Annotated in this window: 11 protein-coding genes; 4 read left to right on the top strand and 7 right to left on the bottom strand. The window is 74.8% G+C overall.

Going from position 1 to position 14476, the window contains the following annotated elements:
* Positions 1-24 precede the first annotated feature (24 nt).
* Positions 25-771, top strand: coding sequence for a DUF6801 domain-containing protein (locus ACGH2B_RS02075; protein WP_399083107.1), 747 nt, complete (start codon positions 25-27; stop codon positions 769-771).
* A 99-nt stretch (positions 772-870) separates the two neighbouring features.
* Here ACGH2B_RS02075 and ACGH2B_RS02070 read toward each other — a convergent pair whose 3' ends face one another.
* Positions 871-1449: a GrpB family protein gene (locus tag ACGH2B_RS02070; RefSeq protein WP_399083104.1), complete on the bottom strand. Its 579-nt coding sequence runs from the start codon at positions 1447-1449 to the stop codon at positions 871-873.
* A 214-nt stretch (positions 1450-1663) separates the two neighbouring features.
* Positions 1664-3310, bottom strand: a complete 1647-nt coding sequence (locus tag ACGH2B_RS02065; protein ID WP_399083101.1) for an acyl-CoA dehydrogenase family protein — start codon at positions 3308-3310, stop codon at positions 1664-1666.
* Between the two features lie 46 nt (positions 3311-3356).
* On the opposite strand from ACGH2B_RS02065, the gene ACGH2B_RS02060 reads away from it, so the two are divergent.
* Positions 3357-4232, top strand: coding sequence for a PaaX family transcriptional regulator C-terminal domain-containing protein (locus tag ACGH2B_RS02060; protein ID WP_399083098.1), 876 nt, complete (start codon positions 3357-3359; stop codon positions 4230-4232).
* On the opposite strand, the gene ACGH2B_RS02055 is transcribed toward ACGH2B_RS02060, so the two are convergent.
* The 3 genes from ACGH2B_RS02055 to ACGH2B_RS02045 form a co-directional block, all read right to left on the bottom strand.
* Positions 4145-5596, bottom strand: a complete 1452-nt coding sequence (locus ACGH2B_RS02055; protein WP_399083095.1) for an amino acid permease — start codon at positions 5594-5596, stop codon at positions 4145-4147. The genes ACGH2B_RS02060 and ACGH2B_RS02055 overlap by 88 nt on opposite strands.
* A 90-nt stretch (positions 5597-5686) precedes the next feature.
* Positions 5687-6883, bottom strand: a complete 1197-nt coding sequence (locus ACGH2B_RS02050) for a lactonase family protein (RefSeq protein ID WP_399083092.1) — start codon at positions 6881-6883, stop codon at positions 5687-5689.
* A gap of 542 nt (positions 6884-7425) precedes the next feature.
* Complete coding sequence (locus tag ACGH2B_RS02045) at positions 7426-8856, bottom strand: lipase maturation factor family protein (RefSeq protein ID WP_399083089.1); 1431 nt, start codon at positions 8854-8856, stop codon at positions 7426-7428.
* A gap of 411 nt (positions 8857-9267) precedes the next feature.
* On the opposite strand from ACGH2B_RS02045, the gene ACGH2B_RS02040 reads away from it, so the two are divergent.
* Positions 9268-9438: a hypothetical protein gene (locus ACGH2B_RS02040; RefSeq protein ID WP_399083086.1), complete on the top strand. Its 171-nt coding sequence runs from the start codon at positions 9268-9270 to the stop codon at positions 9436-9438.
* Positions 9439-9566: 128 nt separating this feature from the next.
* Here the strand turns inward: ACGH2B_RS02040 and ACGH2B_RS02035 are convergent, their stop codons facing one another.
* A complete protein-coding gene (locus tag ACGH2B_RS02035; RefSeq protein ID WP_399083084.1) occupies positions 9567-11396 on the bottom strand; it encodes an alpha-L-fucosidase in 1830 nt (609 codons plus the stop codon).
* Between the two features lie 434 nt (positions 11397-11830).
* Here ACGH2B_RS02035 and ACGH2B_RS02030 point away from each other — a divergent pair, with 434 nt between their 5' ends.
* Positions 11831-12982: a glycoside hydrolase family 88 protein gene (locus ACGH2B_RS02030; RefSeq protein ID WP_399083081.1), complete on the top strand. Its 1152-nt coding sequence runs from the start codon at positions 11831-11833 to the stop codon at positions 12980-12982.
* A 14-nt stretch (positions 12983-12996) separates the two neighbouring features.
* Here the strand turns inward: ACGH2B_RS02030 and ACGH2B_RS02025 are convergent, their stop codons facing one another.
* The gene (locus ACGH2B_RS02025; protein WP_399083078.1) at positions 12997-14475 is read right to left on the bottom strand and encodes an MFS transporter; all 1479 of its coding nucleotides are present in this window, start codon (positions 14473-14475) and stop codon (positions 12997-12999) included.
* Position 14476 lies beyond the last annotated feature (1 nt).

Below are 14476 nucleotides of genomic sequence, written 5' to 3'. Positions count from 1 at the left end.
GCCCGCTGCCCGGTGGTGGCCGCCGTGGCCGCCCTCACCGTGGCGGGGGCGGGCGGCGCCCCGGCGGCGGCCGCAGGCTCCGGACCCCCGCTCGCGTACACCTGCCAACTGCCCTGGATCGGCGAACAGCGGGCCACGGCGCGGCTCACCACGGAGGTCCCGGGCACGGTCGCGGTCGGCGCGCGCAGCCGGACGTTCCCGATCGGCGCCACGACACCGGTGGACGCGGGCATCACCTCACTGCTCGGCCAGGTCGGGGTGGCGAGCGCCGAGGGGACGGTGACCGCGCGGATCGGCGTGGCCGCACCGCAGGGCGACCGTCAGGTCCCGGTGGCCCTCACCATCCCCCGGACCCCCGTCCCGGCAGCCGGCCCGCTGGTCCTGGCGGCGCACGGCAGCGCGCCCGCGATGACCTTCAGCCGCCCGGGCTCCGGCCGGCTCACCGCCGGTGACCTCGTACTGCATCTCGTCGGACGGGCGTCGGACGGCAGCGTGCGCGGTGTGATCGACGCGCGGTGCGCACCGTCGGACGGACGGCCCGTGGCCATCGCCTCGTTCACGATCACGCGCGCCCCGGCGGCCCCGGGACCGTCCGCCCCCTCCGGACCGTCCCGCCCCGCCGGCCGAGGCGCCGACGGGAGGGAACCCGCGGGCCGCCGCCCGGCGCGGGCGCCGCTCCCGGACACCGGCCGGGGCTTCGGCCGTGTCGCCCTCCCCGCCGTCGGCACACTCGCCGCGGGCGTCGCCGTCTGGTGGGACGGGGCCCGGTAGCGGCGGGGCCGAACGCCACGGTCCTGTGTACGGGGCGGCGGTCGTCCGGTGCGCCGGCGGACGGTCAGGAGCCGTACGCCGCACCGCGCCGGGCCCGTTTCAGGACGGCTCCCATCCCGTGGCCGCCGCCCAGCGTTCGGCCCCGAGCATCAGTACCTCGGTGGCCGGTTGTTTGATCTGTCCGTAGGCGGCGAGGTCCGGGACGGCGGCGGCCAGCCGCTGTTTGAACGCGCCCCAGGCGTCCCGGGCGGTTCCGTCCGCGCGCAGATGGTCGCGGAAGAGCAGCGCGTACCGGGCGTTGGGCCCGCCGTGCTCGCGCAGATGGACGTTGATCCGCCGGGCACCGGGAGGCGGGGCGAAGACCAGCTTGCGGCAGCGGTGGCCGGACGAGACCTCGGTACGGTTCCACGGCTCGGGGCGCAGGCGGAATCCGGCCGCCCCGAGCAGCGCGGCGGCCCGCTCCGTGACCTCCGCGCCGAGCGGCACCGTCCGTACCTGGATGTCGAGGCAGTCCTTCGCCGCCAGCCCCGGCACGGAGGTGGAGCCGACGTGGTCGACCGTGACCACGAGGTCCCCCAGCAGGGCCCGCAGCCGGGCCGCGTGCTCGGCGAACTCCTCCGGCCAGCACGGACGGTGGGCGACCACGGCCACCGGGGCGATCTCGTCGTCGAAGGGCATGGCCGGAGGCTACCGCCCCGGCGGCCCGGCGGCTTCCGCCCTCCGAGCCCCGGCGGCTCTCTTCCGTGCCCCGCGGCGCGGTCCCTCCGCACCCCGTGGAGCCCTCCCTCCGCCCTGACCGACCGGAGCGAACTCCCTCTGCCGCGCGCCCGCGGTGCCGTGCCGCCGGGCGCGCTTCCCTCCCGCGCCGTCCGTCCCGTCCGCCGTCCCGGGCTCAGCCCGCGTCACCGGTACGGGTGCGTTCCAGGATCGCGGTGAGGTCCGTGCCGGGGGGCAGGGTGCCGAAGGCGTTGCCCCAGGCGCCGTCGAGGCGGGAGGCGCAGAACGCGTCGGCGACCGCGGGGGAGCTGTGCCGCACCAGCAGCGCGCCCTGCAGCACCAGGGCCATCCGCTCGGCGAGGGTGCGGGCCAGCAGTTGCGCCCGCTCCGGGTCGTCCAGCTCGCCCAGGAGTGCGCGCAGCCCGGCGGCGGCGGCGTCCAGCCGCCGGTCGGCGCCCGCCGCGGCGTCGACCTCCGCGAAGTACGCCTGGAGCGCCTCCGGTTCGCGGTGCAGCGCCCGCAGCACGTCGAGCGCCGCGACATTGCCCGAGCCCTCCCAGATCGACAGCAGCGGCGCCTCCCGGTAGAGCCGCGGCATGCCGGACTCCTCGACGTAGCCGTTGCCGCCCAGGCACTCCAGCGCCTCACCCACATGGGTGCTGCCGCGCTTGCAGACCCAGTACTTGGCGGCGGCCAGCGCCAGCCGCCGCAGCGCCGCCTCGTGCGCGTCCCCGGCCTGCGAGCGGTCCACGGCCGCCGCCAGCCGCATCCCCAGCAGCGTCGCCGCCTCCGACTCGACGGCGAGGTCCGCGAGGACGGAGCGCATCAGCGGCTGGTGGTCGAGGGCCCGGCCGAACGCCTGCCGGTGCGCGGTGTGGTGCAGCGCCTGCCGCAGTCCGGCCCGCATCGCGGCGGCGGAGCCCAGCACGCAGTCCAGGCGGGTCATGTTGACCATCTCCACGATGGTGCGCACCCCGCGCCCCGGCTCACCCACCGGCCAGGCCACCGCCGCCTCGTACTCGATCTCCGCCGAGGCGTTCGAGCGGTTGCCGAGTTTGTCCTTCAGCCGCATCAGCCGCAGCCCGTTGCGGCTGCCGTCCGGCAGGACGCGCGGTAGCAGAAAACAGCTCAGACCCTCCGCGGTCTGTGCCAGGGTCAGGAAGACATCGCTCATCGGTGCGGAGGTGAACCACTTGTGTCCGGTGATCCGGTAGGTCCCGTCGGCCGCCGCCACCGCGCGCGTGGTGTTGGCGCGGACGTCGGAGCCGCCCTGCTTCTCCGTCATCGACATGCCCGCGATCAGGCCGGACTTGGCCAGCGGCGGCCGCAGCCCGAAGTCGTAGACCCGCGAGGTCAGCAGCGGTTCGTACACCGCCGCCAGCTCGGGCTCGGCCCGCAGCGCGGGGACGGCGGCGTACGTCATCGAGACGGGGCAGCCGTGGCCCGGCTCCGCCTGGGACCAGAGGTAGAACTTCGCGGCGCGCACCAGGTGGGCGCCGGGCCGCTCGTCGGCCCAGGGCGCGGCGTGCAGCCCCTGGTCCACGGCGACCGTCATCAACTGATGCCAGGCGGGGTGGAAGGCGACCTCGTCGACGCGGTGGCCGAAGCGGTCGTGGGTGTGCAGCCGGGGCGGCACCTCCTCCGCCCAGCGGGCCTGTTCCTGGACGGCCGCACTGCCCGCCAGCGCGCCCAGTTCGGCCACCTCCCGCTCGCCCCATCCGGCGCCCTCCCGGCGCAAGGTCTCCAGCAGGGCCGGCTCGTCCGCGGCGGTGAAACCGGTCAGCGGCGGCGGCTGATTCACGACTTCATGAGTGACGGTCATACCTCGACGTTACAGTTGTACGACAAGCGTGGAAAGGATGTAATGAATGAACGGCGCGGACGGATCTGACGGCACTCGCGGGGCGGCCCCCGCGAACGCCCCGCGGAGCGCGGCGGACGACGCGGAGGACCTGGGCGTCCGGCCGCTCACCGCGCGCTCCGTCGTCCTCAGCACCCTCCTGGGCAACCACCCGCCGCAACTCCCGGTCCGCGCCCTCGTCCGTATCGGAGAACTGTTCGGCATCGCCGAGGGCACGGTCCGTGTCGCACTCTCCCGCATGGTGGCCGCCGGAGACCTCACCCACGCCGATGGGGACTACGCCCTCACCTCCCGGCTGCTGGCCCGCCAGCGCCGGCAGGACGACAGCCACACCCCGCGCACCCTGCCGTGGTCCGGCGCCTGGGAGATCGCGCTGGTCACCGGCGAGCGGCGGACCGCCGCCGAGCGCACCGCGCTGCGCCGCGCCATGGACGGGCTGCGCCTGGCCGAGCTGCGCGAGGGAAGCTGGCTGCGCCCCGCCAACCTCGACCGGCCCCGCCCGCCCGCCGCCGATCAGTGCACCTGGCTCACCGGCACCCCCGACGGCGACCCGGTCGCGCTGGCCGGCAAGCTCTGGGACCTCGACGGCTGGGCCGCCCGCGCCCGCGACCTCGGCGCCCGGCTCGCCGCCGCCGACGACCCCGCGCACCGCTTCACCGTCGCCGCCGCGGCCCAGCGCCATCTGATGACCGACCCGCTGCTGCCCACCGCGCTGCTGCCCGCCGACTGGCCCGGCAGCGAGCTGCGGAAGGGCTACGACGCCTTCGTCGACGAGCTGCGCGAGCTGCTGCGGCACTACCTCTCGCCGGTCGCCGCCCCCACCACGTCCGGGCCGGGCACCGCTGTCTCCGGCGCCGCCGCGGTCCGCCGCCGCACCTCGTAGCCGAGCAGCACCACCGCCACCGTCACCAGGCTCAGCCAGAACTGCGAACGGCTGTCGGGCAGCACCGCCATCGCGGCGATCACCGCCGTCATCGCCGCGATGGTCAACCAGCTCAGCCAGGGGAACAGCCACATCCGCAGCGTCAGCCGCGCCGGGTCCTCCCGCTCCAGCCGCCGCCGCATCCGCACCTGCGCGAAGGCGATGGCCAGATAGACGAAGAGCGCGATGGCGCCGTAGGAGTTGATCAGGAACGAGAAGATCACGTCGGGGGAGATCCACGCGGCGATCACCGACAGATAGCCGACCGACGTCCCGGCCAGCAGCGCCCGGCGCGGCACCCCGCCCCGGCTGACCTTGGTGAACGTCCGCGGCGCGTCCCCGTTGCCGGTGAGCGCGAAGAGCATCCGCGACGAGGTGTAGAGCGCGGAGTTCAGGCAGGACAGCACCGCGATCAGCACCAGCGCGTTCATCACCGTCCCCGCCGCCGGCACCGCCAGCCGCTCCAGCACCGCCGCGTACGGGCTGACCTCGATCGCCCGGGAGGTCCACGGCACGACGGCCACCACCAGGAAGATCGACAGGACGTAGAACGCCACCACCCGCAACACGATCGAGCGGATCGCGTCGGCCACCGCCCGCTCCGGCTCGACCGACTCCGCCGCCGCGATCGTCACGATCTCCGCGCCGGTGAAGAACCCGACACAGGGCACCACCGCCGCCAGCACCGCGCCCACACCCGCCGGCGCGAACCCGCCGTGCGACGTCAGCAGCGCCAGCCCGCCCTCGGCGTGCGGCCAGAGCCCGAGCACGTACAGCGCGCCCAGGAAGAGGAAGACGACGATCGCCACGACCTTGATCGACGAGAACCAGTACTCGAACTCGCCGTAGGACCGCGCCGAGACCATGTTCGTCGCCGTCAGCAGCCCCATCAGGACCAGGCTGACCGCCCACAACGGCACACCGGGCAGCCACAACTGCACGATCCGGCCGCCGGCCACCGCCTCCACGGCCACCACGATCACGAAGAAGTACCAGTACAGCCAGCCGACGGTGAAACCCGCCCGCAGCCCCAGCGTCTCGCGCACATGGGCGTAGAACGAGCCCTGCGCGGGCCGGGCGACGGTCATCTCCGCCAGCATCCGCATGATCAGCACGGTCAGCGCCCCGGCGGCCAGGAACGACACCACCGCCGCCGGGCCCGTCGCGTGCACCACCACACCGCTGCCGACGAAGAGCCCCGCGCCGATCACCCCACCGAGCGCGATCAGCCGCATGTGGCGGCGCTTGAGGCCCTGGCGCAGCGCACCCTCCGCCGGTGCCGGGCCGCTTGCGGGGGTGTGCGTCCCCGGTGTCTCCGTACTCATGGAGGGCGACGCTAACTTCCGGACACTGCCGCACTGTTGCGGCAGTGTTTCACTCCCCGCGAAGCGCCCGGCCGCGCGCGGGGCGCCCGGTCACCGCGGCAGGACGCACACCGCTGCCGCCGCCGCGAACGGCTCCCCGCGCCGCGTCAGCGCACCGGAGTCCTCATCGACCGCGAAGACCGTCACCGTCCCCGACCGCTGGTTCGCCGCGAAGAGCAGCCGCCCGTCCGGCGAGAAGGCGATCTGCCGCGGGAAGTCACCGCCCACCGGCACCGTGTCCAGCAGCCGCAGCCGCGCCCCGCCGTCCTCGACCGCGTACCGGGTCAGGCTGTTGTGCCCGCGGTTGGCCAGGAACGCGAACCTCCCGTCCGCGGTGACCAGCAACTGCGCCGGATAGCTGGTGCCCTCCCCGGTGCCGGTCGGCTGCGGATCGCCCGGCGTCAGCCGCCCGCTGCCGGCGTCGTAGCCGCAGACCACCACCGTGTTGTCGACCTCGTTCGCCAGATACGCGTACCGGCCCGAGGGATGGAACGTCAGATGCCGCGGCCCCGCGCCCGGCCGCAGCGCCGCCCGCGACACCTCGGCGAGCTTCCCGGCGGAGGTGTCCAGCCGGTACGTGTAGACGGTGTCGGTGCCCAGATCCACCGCGAGGACATGGCCGCCGTCCGGCGAGGTGAGGATCTGGTGCGCGTGCGGCCCGTCCTGCCCGGGGCCGGGCGGCGGCGCGGAGTGGGTGACCAGATCCGTACGCTCACCCAGTGCGCCGTCCGCCCCGATCGGGTGCACCGCGACGCTCCCCGACGTGTAGTTGGCGCTCAGCAGCCAGCGCCCGCCCGGATGGACCGACAGATGGCAGGGCCCGGCGCCGCCGGTGGGGCGGCTGCCCAGCACCTTCGGCGGGCCCTGCTCCGGCAGTGCCAGCGCGGTCACCGCGCCCTCCTGCCGCTCGTCGACCGCGTAGAGCGTCCCGCCGTCGGGGGCGAGCGCCAGATACGAGGGGTCGGGGACGCCGCCGACCGTGCCGGTGGCGGTCAGCGTGCCGTCCGCGGCGTACTCCGCGAGGACGATGCCCGCGCCTCCCGACGAGGTGTACGTCCCCAGGAACACCGACCGCGCGGCGCGCGGCCGTCCGGCGTGCCCACGGCCCGGCTCCCGGCCCCGGGCCTGTGCCGGAGCGGCGTCCCGGGCGGTCAGCGCCGCGCCTGTGGCCGTCACGGCGATCCCGGCGGCCACACCCCCGAGAAAACGCCGCCGGCCGAAGCCCGGCCCCGTCCCTGCTGCGCTCATGCTCCACCTCGGCATCGGTCCGTACGGCCCGCGGACCACCGGTGCCCGCGGATGGACGGCAGACAGCCTGACCCGGACGGCGCGCCACGGCAAGGGGAGGAGGCACGGGCAGGCGCGGAACGGAGCCGTAGCAAGGCATTCGCCCCCGAGTACCGGGGCGCGCCGGGCGCGAAGCTCGATGTCAACTCCTCCTGCGAGAAGGTGCCGGCCGTCGCCGTCCGTCCCCGTCGCGAGGTCGCCGCCTTGCCGGACCGGGCCCGCGCAGCCTTCGCCGAGGGGGAGGCCAACCGTCGTCCGGGCCATGTCGAGGCCGCCGGCGCCCCCTGGCGCGCCGGCTACCGCTGCGCCCGCGAGGCCGGTGACCGCGGAGCCACGGGCTGGGCGCTGCGGAGCGGCGGAGTCCCGCGGCTGCGCCCTGGCCACGCCGGGACTGGCCAGGTCCCGCTCCGCGCCGGGCCGCGATCCCATGGAGGCGCTCGCCGAACTCGACGTGCTGGAGCGGGAGTTCACCCGTATCGGGCTGCGGGAGGCGCTGCGGACGCTCACCGTCTTCCGGGACGAGGTGACAGCGTGGTGGGCGGCAGAAACGGCCGGAGTTCTCGACGGTGCCACCATGCGCCTGACGCCCGTAGCTCGCGCCACGTCGTGAAGCGGTACTCGAAGAGCCGGGCCCGCACCCGCGCCGGCGGGGCGTCCGGGAACGGATTGGCCCGCAGCAGCCGCAGCGTGTCCCGGTCGCCTTCGAGCAGCCGCTCCACGAAGCCGCCGAACCAGCCGGCGGCGTAGCCCGGCGACAGCGCCGCGAACCACATCAGCCAATCCAGCCGCAGGTGATAGGGGGCGAACTGCCGCGGCAGCCGCCCCACCTCACCGGGCTTCCCGCGGAAGCCGTACTCCTTCCACACCGTCCCCGGCCCGTCCACCGCCGACGCCGTCCCCTCCACCACCACCTCCCGCCGCACCCGCGTGACACTGCCGAAGGCGCCGTACGAGTTGACCAGGCGCAGCGGCTCGTACGAGGTGTTCATCCGCTGGTCGCGGGCGAGGAGGTTACGGGCCGGGCGGTAGCTCAGGGCCAGCACTCCGGCGGTCGCGGCGCAGACGACGGCGGTGAACCACACCGGGGCGCCCGCCGGGAACGGTGGCGGGGCGATCCAGGGGCGGGCGCCGGCGGCGACGGAGAGGGCGAGTGCGAGGGTCAGCCAGTTCAGCCAGGCGAAGTTGCCGGAGAGCACCAGCCAGAGCTGGGTGACCGCCATCGCCGCCGCGGCCCACCCCGCCACCGGCTGCGGGGTGAACAGCAGCACCGGCAGCGCGAGCTGCGCCACATGGTTGGCCGCCGTCTCGATCTTGTGCAGCGGGCGCGGCAGATGGTGGAAGAACCAGCTCAGCGGGCCCGGCATCGGCTGCGTCTCGTGGTGGTAGTACAGGCAGGTCAGATCGCGCCAGCAGCGGTCCCCGCGCATCTTGATCAGCCCGGCGCCGAACTCCACCCGGAACAGCAGCCAGCGCAGCAGCCACATCGCCAGGACCGGCGGCGCGACGGAGCCGTTGCCGAGGAAGACCGCCAGCACCCCCGTCTCCAGCAGCAGCGACTCCCAGCCGAAGCCGTACCAGGTCTGGCCGACGTTCACGATCGACAGGTACATCACCCACAGCGCCGCCCACATCGCCATGGCCGCGCCCAGCGGGACCGCGTCGGCGGCGCCCGCGGCCACCGCGGCGGCCAGCAGCGCCCCGCACCAGGACCAGCCGGCGAAGAACCGGTCCGAGTAGCGCAGGTGGAAGACGGACGGCGCGGCACGGAACGGCACCCGCGCCGTGAAGCGCGGCACCGGTAGCATCCCCCGCGCGCCGATCAGCGCCCGGAACTGCCGCGCCGCGGCCACGAACGCCGTGAGGTAGACGAGGGCCAGCAGCCGCTGGAAGACCAGCCGGCCGAGCCAGTAACCGGAGTCGGTGAACCAATCCACCCGCCCAGGGGTAGCACCGCCCGGCGCCGCCCCGCGGGCAGGCTCACCGCCCGCCACCCGACGCGCCGGTACGTCCGGGCGGCGGGCGGCGCCCTGACCGGCGGCGGTCATCCGAATGGCGGGCCCCGCGAGGTGGCCGCGGCGCCCGCCGTCCGCGCCGCCCGGCCCGATGACCGGGGCCGACGCGCCGGGGGTGGTTTCCGGCCCCGGGAGATAGGGGGTGAAGCCGCCGGAAAAAGTCGCGCGTGAGGGGTTAGGTGTCGTTAGGGTGGGGGACGACGGACGACCCTCCTGGGAGACGCCAACACCATTTGGCCCGTCGCGGGAACGCCACAAACCCTGGCCGACCTCCCGGTTTGTGAACGAGGCGCCACCGCGTCGGTACCAATACCTCTGATGAAGGAGTGCGTGGTGGCATTCGACAAGACGCAGTACAAGGAGCCCCGCTCGAAGCAGAGCGAACGCCCCGGCCGCATCAAGGAAGTCCGCAACCTTGAGGTGTGGGGGCGTGGCGCTCCGGTCCGGCTCGCCGGCTGTGACGAGGAACCCGTCGAGCCGCACATCTTCCGCGGTATCGACTGACCGGCGCCCCTCCGCCCCGGCCGGCGGAGGGCGGCCCGGAGCACCACCCGCTCCCGGCGAGGAGCGGCACCCGACGGGGAGCGGCAGCGATCGGCTGCCGCTCCCCGTCGCGGTGTGCGGCCCGGACCTCAGTCCGCGTAGAGCTGACGGCGCGGCACGATCTGCTGCGACTGGCTCGGGCTCGACCACAGCAGCTTCATGTGCGCCTCGCCGGAGCGCTGGGTGTGCTCGATCCGGATGCGGTGCCGGTGCCCGGCCGTCAGCGACACCGTCGCCCGGTCGACGGCGACGGCGTGCGGGGTGGCGTGGTCGATCACCAGCCGGCCGTCGATCCACAGCCGCACGGTGTCGTCGGAGACGGTGGTCAGCGTGTACGTCTCGGTGTAGCGCGGTTCGATACGGCCGCTCCAGCGGGTGCTGAAGCGGTCCGCCGGGATCCGGGGGTCGGGGGAGCCGTCGAAGCCGTACGACTTGTTGACCGTCGGGTCGGTGCCGAAGACCACCGGGCGTCCCGTGAAGGTGGCGTTGTCCCAGCTTTGGGCGTGCAGTCCGGTGCCGTGGCCGGCGGGGGCCGCCTCCGGGGGCGTGAGCGTCAGCCGGATCACGGCGGGGAGCGGGCCGGGCGCCGGGCCCGTCGGGGTCAGGTCCCAGCCGTCGCCCTTCGGGGTGACGGTGACCGGCCGGTCGCTGCCCAGGACCCGCGCGCCGGTGACGGTGAACGGCGCGCGGGCCGTCAGGTGCAGCGGGGCGCCGGGCTCCGGCCAGGCGGTGACCGAGGCGTACAGCGTGTCGCCGTTCCGGGAGACCGCGCCCCACGACGGCTCCGCGACCAGCCCGGTGTACCCGGCGCCGTACACCGCGGCGCCCTGCCCGTACGCGGCGAGCCACCGGCCGGTCTCCCGCAGCCGGTCCACGGACGCCCGCGGGATACGGCCGCGGGCGTCCGGGCCGACGTTGAGGAGGTAGTTGCCGCCGCGGCTCGCCACGGTGAGGAGGTTGGTGACGAGGGTGGCGGGGGACTTCCAGTGGGTGTCGTAGCGGGCGAAGCCCCAGTGGTCGTTGAGCGTCATACAGCTCTCCCACAACTGACCGGCCACCGGCTCGTCGGGGATCTTCTGCTCCGGGGTGCCGAAGTCGCCGTCGGTCACGCCGCGTTTGCCGACGCGGTTGTTGACGAGCAGGTCCGGATCGAGCCGGTGCAGATACGCCTGGAGGTCGGCGCCGTCGCGGCGGGACCAGCGGTTGACGGGGTCGTCGGCGTCCCAGTCGCCGTCGAACCACAACAGCGCCGGGTCGTAGCCGTCGACCAACTCCTTGAGCTGCGCGTACATCCGTTTTCTGTAGCGCGGGAAGGTCGCCGGGCCGGCGAAGTCGGGGTCGTGCCAGTCCCAGATCGAGTAGTAGAAGCCGAGCTTGATCCCGGCGGCGTCGGCGGCGCGTTTCAGCTCGGCGAGGAGATCGCGGCGCGGGTCGAACGCGGAGTGGTCGCGCAGGTTCCAGGTGTTCTGCCGGGTCGGCCACATCGCGTAGCCGTCGTGGTGTTTTGCGGTGATGACGATATAGCGCTGACCTGCTTCTTTGGCGGTCCGGACGATCGCTTGCGCGTCGAAGTCCGCCGGGTCGAAGGCGGCGGCCAACCGTTCGTACGCGGCGGTGGGGATCTTGCACTGGCGCTTGATCCACTCGGCGTCGCGGCAGACCGTGCCGTCCGGCCGGGTGTACTCGCCCTCCAGGTGGGAGTACGGGCCGAAGTGGATGAACATCCCGAAGCGGTCCTGCCGCCACCAGGAGGTGCGGTCGGCGGTGAAGGGGTCGTCGGCCGCGTGGTTGGTGCCGGGGCCCGAGCCGCCGCCGGGGGCGGGCCGCGCCGCCGCTCCGGCGGGCGCCCCTGCGGCCAGCAGCGCCCCCAACAGCCCCAGTACCCCCAGCAGCCGGAACGGTCTGATGCGGCGTCCCATCGCGGGCTCCTTCGCTCGGTGGATGACCTCCGGCGGCCGCCGCCCCGAGGACGTACCGCCCGCCGTGCCACCCGCATGGTGCAGCGGCCCCCGCGCCACGGGAAGCCCCGCGACCGGACAAACATCGGAGCAACGGGCCGCAGGTGAGGGGGAGTTGCGCCCTGCTGGGGGTGAAGGGCGGCGAGACCTCGGATCTCCGGGGGAGCGGGTGACGCCGTTCGGCCGCTCCTGTGCGGCCCCCTTCCCCGGTGTGGGGTTCGCTGTCACCATGGCAGCGCTTCCCATGAACGAACAGCGTTCCCGTACGTGAACGGGAGGGGCGCCGGGCCGCGCATTCCGCCCGCCCCGCACCGGCCCGACCGGACAGCCCCGGCCCCGGCCCGCCCCGTCCCGTGGTGCTCGTGCCCGATCGTCGTACCCGGAAGGGGTGTGTCATGGAACGTCGGCACTTTCTCGCCACCGGAGCCGTGCTGGCCGTCGGAGGCGGCCTGCCCCCGTTCGCGGCCGGTGGCGCGGCCGCGGCGGACCGGGCCGGGGCGGGCGGCGGACTGCCCCCGCGGGCGGAGATCATCGCCGTACTGCGCCGCGTCGCCGACCACTGGATCGGCGCGCACACCGACCCCGGCGACAACAAATGGGCCCGCGCCGTCTTCTTCGGCGGACTGCTCGCCCTGCACCGGCTGACCGGCGAACCCCGCTACGCCGCGTACGCCCGCGGCTGGGCCGAGAAGCACTCCTACGGGCTCAACGACGGCCCCGCCACCCGCCACGCCGACAACCAGTGCGCCGGCCAGGCGTATCTCGACCTGTACGCGCTGGACCGCGCACCGGACGAGACGAAGATCGCGGTGCTGGACGCGTCGGTGCGCGCGATGGTCGACTCCGCGGCGGACCGGCACGCCGACTGGACGTGGGATGACGCGCTGCACATGGCGATGCCGCCGTTCGCCCGCCTCGGCGCGGTCCGCGGTGACCCCGCCTACGCCGAGGCGATGCACACCCTCTACACCCACACCCGTGACGCCGAGGGCGGCCCCGGGCTGCTCGACCCCGGCAGCGGACTCTGGTACCGCGACAAGCGCTTCCTCCCCGGCGGGATCGTTTCCCCGGACGGGAAACCGGTGCTGTGGTCGCGCGGCAACGGCTGGGTCGCCGGCGCCCACACCAAGGTCCTCGCCGCACTCCCCGCCGATCACCCGCACGCCCCGGTGTACCGCACCGCCCTCACCACCGAACTGCGCACCCTGCGCGGCATCCAGCGCCCCGACGGCTTCTGGAACGTCAACCTCGCCGACCCCGCCCACCTGCCGGGCCCCGAGACCAGCGGCACCGTCTTCTTCCTCTACGCGACGGCGTACGCGCTGCGCACCGGCCTCGTCCCGGCCCGGCTCTTCCGGCCGGTCGCCGCCCGCGCCTGGCACGCCCTCGTCACGCACGCCGTGCACCCGGACGGCTTCCTCGGCTACGTCCAGCCCGCCGGGGACCGGCCGGAGTCGGGCCAGCCGGTCGGCCCGGACACCACCGCGGACTTCGGCGTCGGCGGCTTCCTGCTCGCCGGGACGGAGCTGGCGGCGCTGGTGGGGTAGCCCGCGCCCGGTGGTCAGTGGCTGCCCGGGCCCGCCTCGCCGGGCAGCCACCGCAGCAGCACCCGGACCGCCACCGCCAGAGCGAGGCTGAGGACCAGCGCCGCGGCCAGTGCGTGGGCCCAGGCGCCGGTGTCGTGCCGGGCGGCGCCGCCCAGCGCGTCGTAGAAGACCAGGCCGAGGACGGCGACGCCGGCCGAGCCGCCGACCTGCTGGCCGGTCGACAGCACCCCGGAGGCCATCCCGGTCTCGGCGGGAGCGATCCGGGCGAGCACGGTGTGCAGCAGCGGCGGCACCAGCACCCCGTTGCCCAGCCCGACCAGCAGCAACGGCGCCACCAGCGCCCACGGGGTGAGGGCCGCGCCGAGGGCGGCGACGGTGGTGAGGGTGACGGCGTACCCGAGCGCGAGGATCAGCGCACCGGCCCGCAGCGGGCCGTGGCCCGGACGGGAGCGGCGCCCGGTGGCGACGCTGCCCGCGAAGAACGCCGCGGCGAACGGTAGGTAGCACAGCCCGGCGCCCAGGGCGTCCAGCCCGAGCCCGTCCTGGAGTGTCAGGGAGAGGATCAGGAAGAACGAGTTGATCTGGCAGTACGTCAGCAGAACCAGTGCGATGCCGGTGGCGAAGGCGCGGTCGCCCAGCAGCCGCGGGCGCAGCAGCGGCGCCCCGCCACGCGCCTCGACCCGCCGCTCCACCACCACGAAGCCGTACAGCGCGGCCGCCCCGGCGAGCGGGCCGCACCGGAGCCACGGCGCCCAGGCGGCGTTCCGCGCCTCGATCAGCGGCACGATCAGCAAGAACAGCGCGAGGGTCAGGACGGCGGCGCCGGTGAGGTCCAGGCGGTGCCGTCCGGCGGCGCGCGACTCGGGGAGGTACACCGCGGCGAGCGCCGACGTCACCACGCCGACGGGGACGTTGACCCAGAACAGCGGCCGCCAGGAGGCACCGAACAGGTCGGCGGCGAGCAACGCCCCGCCGAGCAACTGGCCCGCGACGCCCGCCAGGCCGATGACCGCGCCGAGGACACCGAACGCGCGGGCCCGCCGCTCGGGTGGCAGAACCACCTGGATCACCGCGAACACCTGCGGGAACATCACCGCGGCGGCCAGCCCCTGCGCCACCCGCGCGGCGATCAGCGCGCCGGGCGCGGGCGCGGCGGCGCAGGCCACCGACGCGAGGGTGAAAGCGCCCATGCCGAGGAGGAAGCACCGCTTGCGGCCGTAGCGGTCGCCGAGCCGGGCGCCGGTGATCAGGGCGAGGGCGTAGGCGAGTTGGTAGCCCGCGAGGACGAGCTGCACATCGGCGTCGGAGGCGTGCAGCCCGCTCCGGATGGCGGGCGCCGCCACCAGCACGATGAAGGTGTCCAGTACGGCCATGAACACACCGACGAGGACGAGGGAGAGGGCCCGCCACGGGGCCGGGGCGCGACCGTCCGCCTCCGGGGCGGGAGCCGGGCGGGACGGTACGGGTGTGGCGGGAGGCCGGGAAGGTGTCATG

The organism is Streptomyces sp. BBFR2, assembly GCF_044497305.1.
Taxonomy (GTDB): domain Bacteria; phylum Actinomycetota; class Actinomycetes; order Streptomycetales; family Streptomycetaceae; genus Streptomyces.
Note: the sequence above shows the minus strand (reverse complement) of the source record. Positions and strands in the feature narration are given on the sequence as shown.

Excerpts from the sequence above, each read along its gene's own strand:
- ACGH2B_RS02070 (WP_399083104.1), bottom strand. The coding sequence starts at position 1,449 with ATGCCCTTCGACGACGAGATCGCCCCGGTGGCCGTGGTCGCCCACCGT.
- ACGH2B_RS02065 (WP_399083101.1), bottom strand. The coding sequence starts at position 3,310 with ATGACCGTCACTCATGAAGTCGTGAATCAGCCGCCGCCGCTGACCGGT.
- ACGH2B_RS02060 (WP_399083098.1), top strand. The coding sequence starts at position 3,357 with ATGAACGGCGCGGACGGATCTGACGGCACTCGCGGGGCGGCCCCCGCG.
- ACGH2B_RS02055 (WP_399083095.1), bottom strand. The coding sequence starts at position 5,596 with ATGAGTACGGAGACACCGGGGACGCACACCCCCGCAAGCGGCCCGGCA.
- ACGH2B_RS02050 (WP_399083092.1), bottom strand. The coding sequence starts at position 6,883 with ATGAGCGCAGCAGGGACGGGGCCGGGCTTCGGCCGGCGGCGTTTTCTC.
- ACGH2B_RS02035 (WP_399083084.1), bottom strand. The coding sequence starts at position 11,396 with ATGGGACGCCGCATCAGACCGTTCCGGCTGCTGGGGGTACTGGGGCTG.
- ACGH2B_RS02030 (WP_399083081.1), top strand. The coding sequence starts at position 11,831 with ATGGAACGTCGGCACTTTCTCGCCACCGGAGCCGTGCTGGCCGTCGGA.
- ACGH2B_RS02025 (WP_399083078.1), bottom strand. The coding sequence starts at position 14,475 with ATGACACCTTCCCGGCCTCCCGCCACACCCGTACCGTCCCGCCCGGCT.